The following is a 15,914-nucleotide window of genomic DNA, read 5'->3' as shown; positions in this document are numbered from 1 at the left end:
GATTTGCCCGTAAAACCCAGTTCTTGATTACGGGCAAAATGCCGCTTTTTGAGATTTGCCCGTAAAACCCAGTTCTCGGTTACGGGCAAAATGCTGATTCCTGGGATTTGCCCGTAAAATGCAAATCTTGGTTACGGGTAAAACGCTGATTTTTGGGATTTGCCCGCAAGCGCAGCATTCAGCCCCGGATTTTCAAGTTGAGTCACAAGCTGAACAAGATGTTTGCTGCCTAAAGCACTGCATTTTTCATGGAAATTACTTCGCCAATCTTAAATAGAGAGTGTCCAAAACTTCCACCTTATTCCTTAATTGTGATAAAATGAACAATGTATTCAAAAAGGAAAAGGACACGGAATATGGAAAATCAAATTAACTACTATCGCATCGATCGAGCGGAGTGGCGCAACTTTTACAAGGACCACATCGTTCCTCTGACGAATGAAGAGCTTGATCGCATCAAGTCGCTTAATGACCGCATCTCAATGGAGGACGTTTCTGAGGTTTACATGCCGATGGTGCATCTTTTGCAGATGTTCATGAAAAATCATCAGCGGCTCCAGGACGATCAGGCGAGCTTTCTTGGCATCAAACCGCACAAGGTGCCGTTTATTTTAGGGATTGCGGGCTCGGTTGCCGTTGGCAAGAGCACGACGGCGCGTTTGCTCAAATCGCTTTTGTCCGAGGTCTATCCGGACAAAAAGGTTCAGTTGATTACGACTGACGGTTTCATCTTCCCGAATGCTGTCCTGAAAAAAAAGGGCATCATGAGCAGGAAAGGCTTTCCTGAAAGCTATGACATGCCGCGTCTGATCAAATTCGTCAACGACGTGAAAAACGGCATCGTTGCCAAAGCGCCCGTTTATTCGCACAAGGTTTATGACATCATTCCTGACGAGTTCGACGTGATCGATCAGCCTGATATTTTGATTGTCGAAGGAATCAACGTGCTGCAGCTTCCAAGCCATGAACCGATTTTCGTAAGCGACTTTTTCGATTTTTCGCTTTACGTCGATGCCAGGGAAGAGTACATCAAGCGTTGGTATCTTGAACGTTTCGGGATGCTGCTCGATACTGCGTTCAAAGATCCGACGAATTACTATTATCCATACGCAATCGGCGATCGCACCGCTGCATTTAAAATGGCGTCAAAGGTTTGGGAGGACGTCAACCACCCGAACCTGCACGAGTACATCTTACCGACGAGAAATCGCGCTGACCTGATCATCGTGAAGAGCGCCAATCATTTGATTGAAGAATTGCGCCTGAGAAAGTACTGATTTCCGATTAAAATTTTTGTATCTATTGGAAAATGCACTCAAAAAACGTGCATTTAGGTTATAATTGACTAAAATGTACGTAAAAGAATTGACCATCGCAAATTCAATCGGTACAATGAAGTAAGTGAGACAACTATAAAATTAATGAGGTGAACATCTTGGCTAATGTTGATATGCAGGCTTTTGACAAAATCATCGTGTTGGATTTTGGCAGCCAGTATAACCAATTGATTACGCGCCGCATCCGTGAATTCGGCATCTATTCAGAACTTCTGTCACACAAGCTGACGGCTGCACAAATCAAGGAGATGGATCCGAAGGGCATCATTTTGTCCGGTGGTCCGAACAGCGTGTACGATGAAGACGCATTTAAGGTAGACCCTGAAATTTTCAATTTGGGAATCCCGGTGTTGGGCATCTGCTACGGAATGCAGCTGATGTCAAACGAACTCGGCGGCAAGGTCGAAAGTGCAGAAAATAAGGAATACGGCAAGGCTGATATTCATGTTAACGATGAAAATGCAGTGTTGTTCCACGGATTGCCGCAAGATCAAAGCGTATGGATGAGTCATGGCGATCTCGTGACTAAAGCTCCTGAAGGCTTCGAAGTCGTGGCCAAGAGTCAAAATTGTCCGATTGCATCGATTGCTGACTACGATCGCAAGCTCTTCGGTCTGCAATTCCACCCTGAAGTTCGCAACACGACATACGGCAATGATATTTTGCGTCACTTTGCCTTTGATGCCTGCGGTGCGAAAAGCAACTGGACGATGGATGATTTCATTAAAATGCAGGTTGAAAAAATCAAGGAAGAAGTCGGCGACAAGAAGGTCATCCTCGGCCTTTCAGGCGGCGTTGACTCAAGCGTTACGGCCGCATTGCTCAACAAGGCAATCGGCGATCAGCTGACATGCATCTTCGTTGATCACGGTCTTTTGAGAAAGAACGAAGCACAACAAGTGATGGATGCTTTGGGCAAGGGCCTTGGCGTCAACATCATCAAAGTTGATGCTGCCAAGCGTTTCCTGGGCAAGCTCGAAGGCGTATCCGATCCTGAAAAGAAGCGCAAGATCATCGGTGCCGAATTCATCGAAGTCTTCAACGAAGAAGCCTTGAAGTTAAAGGACGTCGACTTCCTTGCTCAAGGCACGCTTTACACGGACGTCATCGAATCAGGCACGGACACGGCCAAGACGATCAAGTCGCACCACAACGTTGGCGGACTTCCGGAAGACATGCACTTCAAGCTGATCGAACCGTTGCGCACGCTCTTCAAGGACGAAACGCGCGAACTCGGCGAAAAGCTCGGCATTCCGCATGAACTCGTCTGGCGTCAGCCATTCCCTGGACCAGGCCTTGGTATCCGCGTCATTGGCGAAATTACGGAAGACAAGCTCGAAATCGTGCGCGATTCCGATGCCATCCTGCGCGAAGTCATCGCACAACATGGTCTTGACAAGGAAATCTGGCAATACTTCACCGTTTTGCCGGGGATTCGCTCCGTCGGCGTCATGGGCGACGGCCGCACGTATGACTATACGATCGGTATTCGTGCCGTAACGTCCATTGATGGCATGACTGCAGACTTTGCACAAATTCCTTGGGATGTTCTCCAGGAAATCTCGGTTCGAATCGTAAATGAGGTCGCTCACGTTAACCGTGTAGTTTATGACATCACGTCCAAGCCGCCGGCAACGATTGAATGGGAATAATTTGAAACTAAGAGACTAAAAAATTAAATGTCGAACAAATGAGGTCGAGTTGCGACTGATTTTGTTCGGCATTTTTTATTTTTGATATATAAAACTGCTATTTTTTACTAGATGCAGTGTTGTTCAAATAATGCACCAAGATCTAATTCAAATTTGCGGACAAAGTGTCCATTTTCATTGATGTGTCCGTAACCGGCAGAGATTTTGCCAAATGCAGTGCTCGCTAAATCAGCGTGTCAATCTCTCATTCAAATTCGCCGATAGACTCTTTTCGGCTATTTCCACCATATCAGGCGATTGTCATGCATACGTAAAAACCCGGATTAGATTTGCAATTGATTGCAAATCATCCGGTTTTTCAATTTGAAGAATATTTTTTCAAACCTCTTTATTTATTCAGTTCATTTCTTCGTTGCCTATTTGAAATCAAGGCGATGTTCATTATGTAAATAAAGACTAGCCGTTCTCATTTCTGTATGTGCCAATAAATTCTTTGAAAAGAGAAACCAGTTCTTGCTGAAGCGCATTTGCAAGAATGATAAATTTTTCGATGCTTATCCAGTTTTTCCAAGTTCCAAATTGGCTAGATGACGTACGGACATCCATTCTTTGCCGCCAAAAATGTATTTGCTTGTTTGTTCAATAAAGCTTTCTCTTGTTTTTCTGGAATCCTCTTTAAAATTATGTAAAAATACTATTCAAGTATTGAATAGTTATTTATTTAATGATAAAATTTAAGTAACCTTATTAAATATTCCTGTTTAGGTGATGTTTCCATATCTTGTGGTTGGTTGCTATGCAGTAATAGTTTAGAAGCCAGTATCCCTATATTTGGCTTTTTGAGGCCTCACTATCCATAAGTGGGGCTTTTTTTATGAATGATAGTGAAACGTATGTTTGTAACGCTATACTATATTCGTTGCTTAAGTATAGCTATTGTATATCGAACTGGTAGGAGGTATGACAGTTTGAGGAAAAATAAATTACTGAAGCCAGTTCTTAAATGGGTTGGCGGAAAAAGACAACTTGTCGATGAAATAGAGAAGAGATTGCCAAAAGGTGGGTTATATGTGGAACCTTTTGTTGGTGGCGGGGCTATATTGCTTAATAGACAGCCACAATTGGCACGTATCAATGATTTTAATGATGAATTGATCAATGTATATAAAGTCATTAAGGATAACCCCGATAAACTTCTCTCAGTTCTTAAGATACATGAAAAAAAGAATGAGGAGCAAGGCAGTGAATGGTATTATGAAGTTCGATCTCGTGACAGGGAGCCGGAGTTCAAAAATATGAATGATGTAGATAGGGCAGCACGTATAATATATCTAAATAAGACCTGTTTCAATGGAATGTTCAGGGTTAATTCTGCAGGACAGTTAAATGTACCGTATGGAAGGTATAAGCACCCTAATATAGTTAACGAGATAGGTATTCGTGCATTAAGTAATTATCTCAATGAATCGAAAATAGAAATTATGTGTGGTGATTTTGCAGATGCATTAATTGGCTTACCTAAAGATGCGATTGTATACCTTGATCCACCGTATATGCCTATAAATGAAACGTCTTCATTTACAGGTTATACTCAAGGTGGATTTGGATACGATGAACAAGTTAGATTAAGAGATGAATGTGTAAAACTTCGTGAGGCAGGAATATTTTTTTTGGAATCCAATAGTGATTGCCCTGAAATTCGTGATTTGTACGATGGGTTCAAAATAGAGACGGTTTCAGCAAAACGCTCCATAAATTCACGTGGAGACAGACGAGGTGCTGTTAAAGAGGTGCTTATAAGTGGGTGAAAAAGGTAAGGCTTCTAATAATGATAAAGCGTGGGAGGAAATATTATGTAATTATCCTATTGAAGAAAAAACTAGAAATGGTGGAGTATTTGAAATAAGTTCCAAGGATATTAAGAAATTTAGAGAGCCACGTTTAATGACAAAATTTGATACTTCTGAGTCGGTTGCGGCACCACTTAGAAAGCTTCATCTAAACATTTTGCCTACATCACGTCATTCATATGCAATAGGTAGATTTAAGTTGTATAAAAAATTTCCTGATATGTCTAAAATTAAGCCCAAGTTTATAGAAATGCCTGACTACGAAACGTTGCGTGTTGAGAATATAACCAGTGAATCAAATGCTATTAACGCTTTAATAGCTAGTAAAGGATTGGCTCGATTTCTTGAGGAAGATGAAAATTTATTTACAGAAACTTTTAATGGTAGGATGGGAAGTGGTAATTTTTCATTTAATGTAGATCTTGATTTGAAAAATAAGTATGGAAATAATATGCAACAAGAAATATCGGTAAATTGTGCACAATTAGAAATAGATGGTGGATTTGAATCTCCGAAATCCGTTAGTATCATGGAAGCTAAGAATATTATTAACGAAGATTTCAACATTAGGCAATTATATTTTCCATATAGAAAATATGAGAAAATGGTTGATAAAAAAGTTAGATTGATTTTCTCGCAATATACTAATTCGACATACTATCTTTATGAATATATTTTCACAGATATTAATTCTCTGTCTTCCATAGAGTTACTAAATAAAGGTGTTTATACTTTCGAGGATCAAAGCATATCAGAAAGTGACATTAATAATATTTTGGAAAGCACTAATCCGATCATTGATGATGATAAAGGTAAGGGAGCTACTACTCCTTTTGTTCAAGCGGATAAATTTGATAGGATAATATCGTTACTTGAACATCTTGTATCTATACCGGATAATACTATGACTACGAGTGAAGTTGCTGAATTTTTGGAAGTAGTTACAAGGCAAGCTGCATATTACCCGGCTGCCGGAGAATACTTAGAAATTTTTGATAGATCACAAAAGGGGTATGTAAAACTGACAGATTTGGGTTTAAAGATAGGCAAATCAAAATATCGGGACAAGCAATTAATGCTAGTTGAACAGATTTTTAAACATAAGATATTCCATCAATTATATGAAGAAATCCGTAAAAAAGGATGTTTGCCTGATGGTAAGATTGTTATGAAAAAAATGAAAGATATGAATGTATGTGATAGTGAAAGTACTATAGAAAGAAGGAGTAGAACAGTCATTTCGTGGCTTGAGTGGATTTTCAATTTGGTCGAAGATTGAGTCATCTCCATCTCTTTAGATATATAGCGTTTGTAACTATTGTTATTTAAGTATTTCTAAAAACAAATTCGATGTAGTCCACAGAACGCGTTGTCAAAGAGGGCGTGATGGGGAGAAAAAACTGGCTGTTTTCGTCAACTTTTGAAGGCGCAAGGGCTAATGCCGTTGCGTTGTCGCTGATATATACGGCCAAACTTAATCAATTTGATCCTGAAAAATACTTGAGAAAAGTATTAACGGAGATTACCAACATTGAGGTATTTGATCCTGAAAGGTTCCGCCATCTTCTCCCATGGAACATCGATCTTACCTCATAAATAAGCAAAATAAAAACGATGCATACACAATAACCTGAGATAATAATACTATCTCGGGCTATTTGTGTACACACCGTTGTTTTGACAACCTCTTACTAAAAAAACACAAAATAATTGACTTATATTTTGTAATATGTTAGAAATATTTTAAAGGAGGAATTTGAATGGCTACTCTACAAGAAAAGAAGAATAATTTTAAAAGAATAGCTGAATCAAGAACAAATAAAATTATTTCAAGTATTGAGTCTCTTGGAAATCTTTCTAATAGTTCATATTATGAGTACACTACGGAGCAGATAGAGTTAATATTTGATTCAATACAACATGAATTAAATATTCAAAAAGAAAAATTTAAGGATAAGGAAAAAAAGAAAAAGAAGAAATTTAGATTATAAGGAGAGAGTAAATTATGGAAAGTAAGTGGAGATTTCCAGATAACCATTATATGGCTGAAAATGGATTAGATACCAGTGATATGGAAATGTTTAAAAAAGATCCAGTGGCATCCTTAGCTAGAGAAATATGCCAAAATTCCATAGATGCATGGGATAAAGGAAACTATCCGGTTAAAGTAGAATTTTCTTTGTTTGAAGTACCAAGGGAAAAAATACCAGGTATTGAGGATTTATCGGAACAAATAGAAAAATGTTATGATTACAAAAAAGATTCTCCAAAAGAGGGGAAAGCTCTCAAGAGTTTGTTTCGTGAAATCAAGAAAGAGAAGATTAAATGTTTGAGGATTAGCGACTTCCATACTACAGGAATAACAGGTGGTATTAATAATGATAAAGGAACTCCATTTTATAATTTAACAAAAGGTTCTGGCGTTAGCGACAAAATTGGTGCTAGTGGTGGTTCAAAAGGAATTGGTAAATTTGCATCTTTTGTGGTTAGCACAACAAACACAGTTTTTTATTCGACTAAAGCAAATGATAAATCAGATGTTTTTATCGGGATAAGTAAACTGAGGTCAGTTCCAATTGATCTGCAAAAAGATAAAGATTTAATGACTGTCGGTATGGGATATTATGGAAAAAATGAAAAAAATTACCCAATACCAGAACAATTATCGATAGATGAATCTTTTATGAGAGAAGAAGGATCATTTGGAACAGATGTGTACATTATAGGGTTCAAAGATAATAAAGGATGGGAGGAGAGTATAGTATATAAGGTTTTAGAAAGCTTTATGGTAGCAATATTAAGAAATAAACTAGAGGTAAATGTAAATGATAAATATAAACTTAATAAAATCAATATAGAAAAGATAGTTTATGATGATGATTTTACAAAAAAACTTACCAAATCAGAAACAAAAAAAGTTCAAGCCTTATACGAATTGATGCAGGACGATGATTCAATTGAAGAGATTCCTATTGAAATTGAAGGATCTAAATTTGGAACTCTAAGAGTAAAAAAATATGATACTCAAAATGAATCTTCAGCAACTAAGCAGTGTGTTATGATACGTTATCCTTATATGAAAATTAATCATTTGACAACAGGGACTTTTATCCCTTATTCGGCCTTATGCATTATAGAGGATAATTATTTAAACAAAAGTTTAAGATCAATAGAGAATCCGCAACATACTGATTGGGAAATTAATCGTTTGAATGATTATCCAGATGATAAAAAGAAAGTACGTCGGTTAAAGAATAAATTAGAAAAATTTTTGAAAGATAATATTAACGAATTATTAGTTAAATCATCTGGTGAAGAAACAGATTTGGAGGGAGCTGGTCAATTTTTACCAGATCATGATAATGAAGGTAATACAGGAGGAACAGGCTTTACTAATGCTCAAGTGACTACGAGTATTTTTAATAAATACATTGTACAGAACCCCAAAACAAAAAAGAGCGGAGAAAATGGGCAGGGATACGACTTTGGTAAAGGAAATGAAGATTTGAACGGAGAGTTAAAAGGGAGAGAACAACATGAAGGGAAAAAGAAACCAATGCCAAATCCGGAGCCTAAGCCAGAGCCAGGTGATGAAGATGAGAAGAATTTCAAAAAAGGCGACGGATCTATTTTAAAAAAGATTCCATTAAGCGGATTGAAATACATAAATATTATTAATGATAAATATGCAGGAAAATATGATTGTATTTTTAATTCCGAGATAACAGAGAAAAATTGTGATTTTTCTATCAAATTATGCGGAGAAGGTTTAGATAAATTTCCGATAGATATAGTCGAAGCGAGTGTGAACGGAAAAGATGCAAAGGTTAAGGATGGAAAGATTGTTGGAATAAGTATTGAAAAAGGGAAAAAATACACAATTTCATATACTGTAAATAGTGATGAAATGTTCTCAAGTGAGGTAATAATGAATGCGTATAGGTAATCGTATTTTTCCATATCCGGTGTTAAATGCAAATACTGATTTAACGAATTATTTGGATTGTTCAAAGTTTTATTTTGAATTTGAAACAACGTCTGAAGGACAAGTTATAGTGGAAAATGGGTTTATACAATTCAAAGGTCTGCATTTTATTTTAAAAAACAGAGAACTTAATGACCTGTATCAAAAGGGAAAAATAAAAGCGGCATTTGTGTTGGAATGTTCATCTTCTGCCTATAGAAAGAGTTTTCCATTGGGTTTGGAGCCCAAAGATTTAAAAATTGAAGCATGTGATTTAAATGGTACAGTAAGTGCCTCTGCTTATTTGTACGCAAATTGTGATATAAGAAAGTATAGCAATAGAGAATTTAATGATATTTATAGGAACTATAAGTTTGATTTAGATAAATTTGACATATTAGCGGTTGATGATGGAGGTAGTTTTAGAGTAAACGTTGATCCTACGGAAGATAATAAAGTAAGCTCGATATTTACAGTTGTAAGGGATGAAAGAGATGATGAAATAGTAGCAGTTGATTGTGAATCAAGAAAAATTGTTATACGATTGCCAAGGCCTTATTATGAACAATATTGTAAGATGAAGAGAATGAATGACTACAATAATATTTCATTTGCAATGTTAGCAGTTCCAGCATTGACATCATGTTTATCAGAAATAAGAAAAAGCGACTTTGAATCTTTAGATGACCTAATTGAAAATTATACGTGGATGGACTCTGTTCAAAAAGCTTATAAGCATGTAACTGGCAAAGAGTTTGATCTAGATATTTTGAAAAAGGAGCAACCATTTAAAATTGCACAGATTCTTTTGAATCATTCATCTTGTAAAGGAATAAAATCTTTCGGTGAAATGATATCAGGAACGATGGAAGAAAGTGTGGAAGAATATGAGTAAAATTCATATAAAATTTATGAAAGATGATGTTATTGAAACATTAAGAAGTAACATTCCCTTTGTAACTGACAAACTGAGGGAAAACCCTACAAGTTCAGACTGGTTATCAGACTGGTTAACAGAAATGATAGAAGATAATACTTTTGTTACAAAAAAGTATGAAATTGATGATTTTGAATTGAAAATGCCAAAGGATGAGAAAGATAGGAGCACCGATTTAGAAAATTCTATCTTGATCTATGATACATTTAAAAATCTTCCGATGTATGTACTGACAGATGAAAGATTTTGGGGATGGGTGAATTTTGACAAAGGATACCAAGTCGCTTTAAAATATATGCCTATTGAAAAAAGCAAATCTATATTTAAAGATCATTGGCTTTTTACGCAAGGAGTACGAAGAGGTTTATTTTTTGGGGTTCTTTCCAGATGCTATTTTAGGGTTGCATTAACGAAGGATGAAACTTTAGATGATCCATATGAATACACTCGTTTTGTTATAGAAAAGCCAGAAAGGTTCAGAAATTTATCTTGGCGTTCATTTTCAAGTGAGAAGAAGATTGTTTTAGGAGCATTGAAGGCTGAAAAAAGAATCTTAAATGAATTTAGAATAAAAGAGCGATCGGAATATTTTACCGAGTTAGCAAAAGAAATATCAAAACTTGGGAGTGTAATGTTGTTAGATGTTATGGAAGAAAATGATATAGAAGAATATGTATATGAAAAATATAAAAAAATGATAGAGAAAGACTCTTAAAGGTAGTAATTATTATCATCAATACTGATGTGAAATTTTATATTACTTATTTTAATAATCATTAAGTTATGAATCAATCATTCAAGGATTTTTTCATCTTGACAAGGGACGTTTTTTTAATAGTGGTCGAATAATCTCCATATCATGTGTATCTTCGTATGACACGTTCAAATTTCCTGTATTTGCGTCATTTCTTAATTTTGAGATAATTCATGAAGGATTTACTTTCTTTGTCGATAGTTTTCAATATTGATTATTGTCATAAAGTGTTTCTTTTCAACGCCGGGACATAACAAAAACAGGAAGTTTTCCCTGTTTCTTAAAAGGGATGTTGTGACAATTCACATTATTTTAAACTTATTGATTGTCTCCTGAAACTCAAAAAAGGCTATTTATTTTTTTGACGATCGTGAAATTATCTCTGGCGGTGAACACTAGGTCTCTTATTTTTTAATGGCAATCAAAGTTACTGCAAATCTTGTGCATATTGACTTTAAGGAATATTATGACTGTTTCCAAAACAAATTGAACGCAATACATTCCGTTGTTTATCAGTACTATATGCTAAAGACTCGTTGGTCATGTCGTGTCTTTTTACATTTTAATACTGCCCATTGTCTTCTATGAGTGTATAAAAAATGATGAAGTAATTATTTATTTGTTGAATACATAATTCCAACATAACGAAACGTACAATGTGAGAAGAAGGAACCTAAAAACCATTCTTAGAACTAAAAGTGTGATTTTCAATTAGTTTGTTAGGTAAGCGGTCGTTAAATAAGCGTTCTTCATAAACCTCCGATATCCTGGTATGCTTTAGACATCAAGTATATCGGAAGTTTAAATATGAAATTGGATGACGTTGTGGAAGTCAACCTTGTTGACCGAAAACATAAAGAAACATATCGATCGGTCAGAGAAATGGCTACGAAAATTATTACGGAAGATGTCGAAATTTGAATTTACAACGTGGCCTCGAAAGAGATTCTCAAAAATTTGAACAACTATCTTTGGTATCGTGATCAAAATGTTTCCAAATATAAATAATATGAAAATCTATCTCGTTTGCGGTAAGACCGATCTTCGCAAAGGGATAGACGGATTGGCTGCTCTTGTTACCGAGGCGTTCAGTTTGGACGCCTATGATAATGCGATTTTTCTGTTTTGCGGTACACGTTCCGATCGTTTCAAGGTTCTTTACTGGGACAAAACAGGATTCGTGCTGTATTACAAGCGTATCGAAAACAGACGCTTTCAGTGGCCGAGAAATCAGAGCGAGGTCAAAAAGATAAACGCGCATCAATTGCGCAGACTCTTGGCCGGATTTTCCGTAGAGGAAAAGAAAACCGTTCTTCCCTGTGAAAAAGGGCTGATTTGTTAAATATTGATACTCCTGCCTTACATTTTTATATGGATTTGGCATGAGTTTTCCTGTATGATTCAGTTTATGCATATGGAACGGAGTTGAACGAGATGGACGAAAAAGATAAGCGTATCAAAGAGCTGGAACAACAAGTCGCTGAACTGAATGAGCGAATTGCTTTGCTAACAAGCAAACTTTTTGAAAAAATGTGCCGTCTGCCGGAAGACGACAGACGATTAGACCTGTTTGATCTGGAAGAAGAACAAAGCGAAAAAACTGAAGATTCCAAAGAGGTTTCAGTAAAATCGTATACCAAAAAAATTCGCAAAAAAACCGGAAGATTGACACTTCAAAAATTCCGGTCGATATTGTGAATCATGCGATGCCTAATGAAAAATGTTCCTGCCCTAAGTGTTGTGCCCGTCTCGTTCAGGTCGCGAATCCTAAGATTCGTGAAGAGGTGAAGTTTGTACCGGCAAAACTCAGGCTTATCGAACATCATCAGGTAGTATACAAGTGCCTTGAATATCATTTGAAGATTTCAAAAGCTCCGATGCCTCGTTCGCTCATCAGTCACAGTAAGACGGGATCCCCTTCGATCGTTGCGCATATTGCCGCAATGAAGTACGTCTACAAAGTTCCTTGCTATCGCCAGGAGGCAATGTGGAAGCTTAGGGGATTGCCGTTGACTCGTCAACAAATGTCAAAGTGGCTGATCGACGTCTTCAACAATCAGCTCTCACCGCTGTATGATCTTTTATTGAAAGAGCTGAAAAGGCAGCGATTTCTTCATGTGGATGAAACACCTTATAATTTTGGCTTCAGAAAAAGCCAACACTTATTATTGGGTTGTTACAAGCTGAAAATTTGAAGAAAAAAATATTACCGTATTTACTCACAGTGATGGAAGATCATCCGAGACGGCCAAGAAATTGTTGAGCGATTTTAATGGCTACGTCCAAACTGACGGCTATGCCGGATATAATTTTCTCGACAGGACCAGACACCTGGGGTGCCTGGCTCATGTTCGTCGCTATTTTGTCGATTCTTTGAAAAACAGCAGCTACAAAGCCTCAAAATCTTTTAGCGGAGAAATAGTCAAAGACATCGATGAAGTCTTTGAATTGGAAAGAAAACTCTCAACCAAATTCAATGATGACGAACGCTTGAACTATCGAAGAAGAAAACTCCTTCCTGTAGTCAAGCGGGTATTTTCCAAGATAGCTTCAGTTACCGCATCTGCCAAGTCAGCATTGGGAAGAGCCAAAAACTACGCCCTGGGTCAAGAAAAGCATATTCTGAACATCTTTGAAAAAGGATATTTTGAATTGTCCAACAACAGCGCAGAGCGCGCTGTCAAAGAGAGCGTGATGGGGAGAAAAAATTGGCTGTTTTCATTAACTTTTGAGGTTGCAAAGGCTAATGGTATGCACTTTTACTGATATATACGGCCAAACTTAATCAATTTGATCCTGAAAAATAATTGAGAAAAGTATTAACGGAGATTACCAACATTGAGGTATTTGATCCTGAAAGGTTCCGACATCTTCTCCCATGGAACATCGATCTTACCTCATAAATAAGCAAAATAAAAACGATGCATACACAATAACCTAAGATAATAATACTATCTCGGGCTATTTGTGTACACACCACTGTTTTAACGACAGCTTACGTAGAAGACACTGCATTTGGCAAAATCACTGCCGTTTACGGACACATCAATGAAAATGGACGCTTTGTCCGTAAATGGCCTGCTCGAAAAATGGCGATTACGGACAAAATGGTCAAAAACAGCTGGTTTTCCGTAAAAATTAAGCCGTTTTTAACCCGGTTTTACGGACAAATTCTCCAAAAAGCGGCTTGTGTCCGTAAATCATTAACATAATGGGCAAAAATTTACGGACAAACCACTGGAAAATGCCTGTTTGTCCGTAATATTGCCTTGAATCTCTGCTCAAGCAGACGCTGCGCAACGCTCTGCATACTTAATTGCAGCCCACCTTGAACGTGCCTGATTTTGCCGGAAGAATCGAGAAATCATGCCATTCGCCGATTCCGTCATAGAGTTGTAAAACCGTCAAAAACCGGCGCTTTTCTTCAGTCGGATAGATGTCGTACATGTAGGGTTTCTTGTCCAAGAGGCGTTTTCCCCGGATTTTGTCTACTTTCAGGGGTACGCGACAATGCGAGGTTACGGACAAAACGTCTATTTTTGAAATATGCCCGTAAAATCCGTTCAAAAGCAGCCTTCATAAACGAAGAAGCGTATGACAACAATGCGCTTCATGAATTTTTTAGTCCAATTTTACTGCGGTTCCGCTGCACGTAACCATCAGCATCCCGTTGTCGGAGCCTAGAACTTCATAGTCCATCTTCACGCCGACGACCGCATCGCAGCCGCGTTTTTTGGCACGATCGGCCATTTCGTTCAAGGCTTCTTCGCGTGCTTCGACAAGTTCGTCTTCGTATCCTTTGGAACGACCGCCGAAAACGTTGCGTAAGCCGGCACCGATATCTTTGAGAACGTTGATTCCGGTAATGACTTCGCCGAAGACGATGCCTTCGTACGAAGTGATTGTTCGGTTTTCAACGCTTGTCGTAGTCGTAACGATCATTATGATCACCCCTCTTTTGATTTCTTCGTGTATTATAGCCCACCTTGCGGGCAATTGTCAAAACATATGCTATAATAGGCGAATAATTTATATGGGGTGATTAGGTGATACTTTTAGTTATAGACGTTCAAAAGCTGATTATGACGGATGATTTGTATGATTTTGCTCGTTTTGAAAATACAGTCGGGAAACCGATTTGTGCAGCACGAGAGTCGGGCACTGAAGTCATTTACGTCCGCCACGATGATGGCGAAGGAGAAGAATTGACCAAGGGCAAGGCGGGTTTTGAAATTTATGACGGCTTTAAACCGCAGCCTAGTGAAAAAATCTTCACCAAAACCGTCAACAGTTGCTTTAAAGAAAGCGGCCTGCTTGAATATTTGCGAGAAAAACAAGTAAAAGAAGTTGCGATTGCGGGACTCATGACTGATTATTGCATCGATGCGACCGTCAAGTGCGGCTTTGAACATGGTTTTTCCATCATAGTTCCGAAGCATGCGAACACCACGACGGATAACGAATACATGACGGGCAAGCAAACATATGAGTATTATAACGGATTCATTTGGCAAGGGCGGTATGCGCACTGCATTTCGTCAGAGGAAACGATTGAGAGGATGAAACGTTGAAAAAAGCGCTCTTGGTAATTGACATGCAAAACGTTTCGGTCGGGAAAAATCACGCTTCATACTTCAAGTATGATTGCGAAAAGCTGATCGGTGTCGTGAATGGAGTCATTGACGACAATCGATTTTATATTGGAAAATGCCTCAGATTTGAAGCTGCAAGCAAAATAATTCCTTTGCCAATTGATTAGTGATAAAATTCAAGCGATGATATTTGAAGGAGGATTTTTGAAAGCGTGCAAGGAAACACGTTCTTTTAAGGACGTGATGAATTGCCTGTTTTTTTGCCCTTATGACACACGAACGTATGTGTTATAATAATTGATATAAAAGATATAAACAGACTTACGTATGGTAGAACATCGGTTTACAATCTTAATTATCATCTCATTTGGGGCACTAAGTATCGTAATAAAGTGCTGAAAGGACACGTCGAAACAGTGAAGCGAACCTTATATGAAATTGCTTCAAAATACGGATTTACGATTGCTCACATGGAGATTGGAAAAGATGACCACATTCACTTATTAGTGAGCGCACCGCCTGAATTGTCGGTAACGAATATTATGCGCTGGCTGAAAGGAATTTCAGCATGGCAATTGTTCAGAGAATGTCCGGAATTGCAAACCAGTTACTTGAAGAAACAGAATCGTCATTTGTGGTCGCCGAGTTACTATGTTGAAAGCATCGGCACGGTTAATGAACAGGCTGTTGCTAAATATATTGATAATCAGCGTCGAAAAGAGGTGAACATGGAATGACCAAAGTCATTAAGGGGATTAAGCTGCGATTGTATCCCAATCAATCTCAACGGGAAAAGTTATGGCAAATGTTCGGCAACGACCGTTTTGT

At 37.8% G+C, this 15,914-nt stretch carries 20 protein-coding genes; 17 read left to right on the top strand and 3 right to left on the bottom strand.

Annotated elements, in window-relative coordinates; all coding sequences use genetic code 11:
* Nucleotides 1-356 precede the first annotated feature (356 nt).
* Nucleotides 357-1,277, top strand: coding sequence for a type I pantothenate kinase (gene coaA, locus BMZ95_RS09705; RefSeq protein ID WP_014074188.1), 921 nt, complete (start codon nucleotides 357-359; stop codon nucleotides 1,275-1,277).
* A gap of 158 nt (nucleotides 1,278-1,435) precedes the next feature.
* The gene (gene guaA / locus BMZ95_RS09700; RefSeq protein ID WP_022280033.1) at nucleotides 1,436-2,989 is read left to right on the top strand and encodes a glutamine-hydrolyzing GMP synthase; all 1,554 of its coding nucleotides are present in this window, start codon (nucleotides 1,436-1,438) and stop codon (nucleotides 2,987-2,989) included.
* A 456-nt stretch (nucleotides 2,990-3,445) separates the two neighbouring features.
* On the opposite strand, the gene BMZ95_RS11210 is transcribed toward guaA, so the two are convergent.
* A complete protein-coding gene (locus BMZ95_RS11210; RefSeq protein WP_155400501.1) occupies nucleotides 3,446-3,595 on the bottom strand; it encodes a hypothetical protein in 150 nt (49 codons plus the stop codon).
* 362 nt (nucleotides 3,596-3,957) lie between these two features.
* On the opposite strand from BMZ95_RS11210, the gene BMZ95_RS09695 reads away from it, so the two are divergent.
* From BMZ95_RS09695 to BMZ95_RS11610, 11 genes are all read left to right on the top strand, one after another.
* The gene (locus BMZ95_RS09695; RefSeq protein ID WP_225354952.1) at nucleotides 3,958-4,797 is read left to right on the top strand and encodes a DNA adenine methylase; all 840 of its coding nucleotides are present in this window, start codon (nucleotides 3,958-3,960) and stop codon (nucleotides 4,795-4,797) included.
* Entirely contained in the window at nucleotides 4,790-6,118 is a 1,329-nt protein-coding gene (locus tag BMZ95_RS09690) for a type II restriction enzyme (RefSeq protein WP_046922415.1), read from the top strand. Before BMZ95_RS09695 ends, BMZ95_RS09690 begins: the two co-directional genes overlap by 8 nt.
* A gap of 107 nt (nucleotides 6,119-6,225) precedes the next feature.
* The gene (locus tag BMZ95_RS11315) at nucleotides 6,226-6,435 is read left to right on the top strand and encodes a transposase domain-containing protein (protein ID WP_080927216.1); all 210 of its coding nucleotides are present in this window, start codon (nucleotides 6,226-6,228) and stop codon (nucleotides 6,433-6,435) included.
* Nucleotides 6,436-6,599: 164 nt separating this feature from the next.
* The gene (locus BMZ95_RS09680; protein WP_046922577.1) at nucleotides 6,600-6,830 is read left to right on the top strand and encodes a hypothetical protein; all 231 of its coding nucleotides are present in this window, start codon (nucleotides 6,600-6,602) and stop codon (nucleotides 6,828-6,830) included.
* A gap of 14 nt (nucleotides 6,831-6,844) precedes the next feature.
* Entirely contained in the window at nucleotides 6,845-8,785 is a 1,941-nt protein-coding gene (locus BMZ95_RS09675) for a hypothetical protein (RefSeq protein ID WP_046922576.1), read from the top strand.
* Nucleotides 8,772-9,698 (top strand): hypothetical protein, encoded by a 927-nt coding sequence (locus BMZ95_RS09670; protein ID WP_046922575.1) that lies wholly within the window; start codon nucleotides 8,772-8,774, stop codon nucleotides 9,696-9,698. The genes BMZ95_RS09675 and BMZ95_RS09670 overlap by 14 nt, the downstream gene beginning before the upstream one ends.
* A complete protein-coding gene (locus BMZ95_RS09665; protein WP_046922574.1) occupies nucleotides 9,691-10,455 on the top strand; it encodes a DUF6339 family protein in 765 nt (254 codons plus the stop codon). Before BMZ95_RS09670 ends, BMZ95_RS09665 begins: the two co-directional genes overlap by 8 nt.
* A gap of 1,048 nt (nucleotides 10,456-11,503) precedes the next feature.
* Entirely contained in the window at nucleotides 11,504-11,836 is a 333-nt protein-coding gene (tnpB, locus tag BMZ95_RS09660; RefSeq protein ID WP_159428735.1) for an IS66 family insertion sequence element accessory protein TnpB, read from the top strand.
* Between the two features lie 92 nt (nucleotides 11,837-11,928).
* Nucleotides 11,929-12,192, top strand: coding sequence for a hypothetical protein (locus tag BMZ95_RS11550; protein WP_225357381.1), 264 nt, complete (start codon nucleotides 11,929-11,931; stop codon nucleotides 12,190-12,192).
* 8 nt (nucleotides 12,193-12,200) lie between these two features.
* Entirely contained in the window at nucleotides 12,201-12,689 is a 489-nt protein-coding gene (locus tag BMZ95_RS11615; protein ID WP_143455007.1) for an IS66 family transposase, read from the top strand.
* 61 nt (nucleotides 12,690-12,750) lie between these two features.
* Complete coding sequence (locus BMZ95_RS11610) at nucleotides 12,751-13,260, top strand: IS66 family transposase (protein WP_404802672.1); 510 nt, start codon at nucleotides 12,751-12,753, stop codon at nucleotides 13,258-13,260.
* A gap of 546 nt (nucleotides 13,261-13,806) precedes the next feature.
* On the opposite strand, the gene BMZ95_RS09635 is transcribed toward BMZ95_RS11610, so the two are convergent.
* On the bottom strand, nucleotides 13,807-13,959 hold the full coding sequence (locus BMZ95_RS09635) for a hypothetical protein (RefSeq protein ID WP_174519785.1): 153 nt from the start codon (nucleotides 13,957-13,959) through the stop codon (nucleotides 13,807-13,809).
* Nucleotides 13,960-14,115: 156 nt separating this feature from the next.
* Nucleotides 14,116-14,436 (bottom strand): putative heavy metal-binding protein, encoded by a 321-nt coding sequence (locus tag BMZ95_RS09630; RefSeq protein WP_014074182.1) that lies wholly within the window; start codon nucleotides 14,434-14,436, stop codon nucleotides 14,116-14,118.
* Nucleotides 14,437-14,540: 104 nt separating this feature from the next.
* Between BMZ95_RS09630 and BMZ95_RS09625 the strand changes: the two genes are divergently transcribed.
* The 4 genes from BMZ95_RS09625 to BMZ95_RS09610 form a co-directional block, all read left to right on the top strand.
* Nucleotides 14,541-15,065, top strand: a complete 525-nt coding sequence (locus BMZ95_RS09625; RefSeq protein ID WP_046922667.1) for a cysteine hydrolase family protein — start codon at nucleotides 14,541-14,543, stop codon at nucleotides 15,063-15,065.
* Nucleotides 15,062-15,253, top strand: coding sequence for a hypothetical protein (locus BMZ95_RS09620; RefSeq protein ID WP_046922666.1), 192 nt, complete (start codon nucleotides 15,062-15,064; stop codon nucleotides 15,251-15,253). The genes BMZ95_RS09625 and BMZ95_RS09620 overlap by 4 nt, the downstream gene beginning before the upstream one ends.
* Nucleotides 15,254-15,388: 135 nt before the next feature.
* Nucleotides 15,389-15,823, top strand: a complete 435-nt coding sequence (gene tnpA / locus BMZ95_RS09615; protein ID WP_074786604.1) for an IS200/IS605 family transposase — start codon at nucleotides 15,389-15,391, stop codon at nucleotides 15,821-15,823.
* The coding region (locus BMZ95_RS09610; protein ID WP_143455006.1) for a helix-turn-helix domain-containing protein at nucleotides 15,820-15,914 on the top strand (95 nt) is incomplete at its 3' end. The genes tnpA and BMZ95_RS09610, both read left to right, overlap by 4 nt.

This window comes from Ligilactobacillus ruminis DSM 20403 = NBRC 102161 (genome assembly GCF_900113455.1).
Taxonomy (GTDB): domain Bacteria; phylum Bacillota; class Bacilli; order Lactobacillales; family Lactobacillaceae; genus Ligilactobacillus; species Ligilactobacillus ruminis.
Note: the sequence above shows the minus strand (reverse complement) of the source record. Positions and strands in the feature narration are given on the sequence as shown.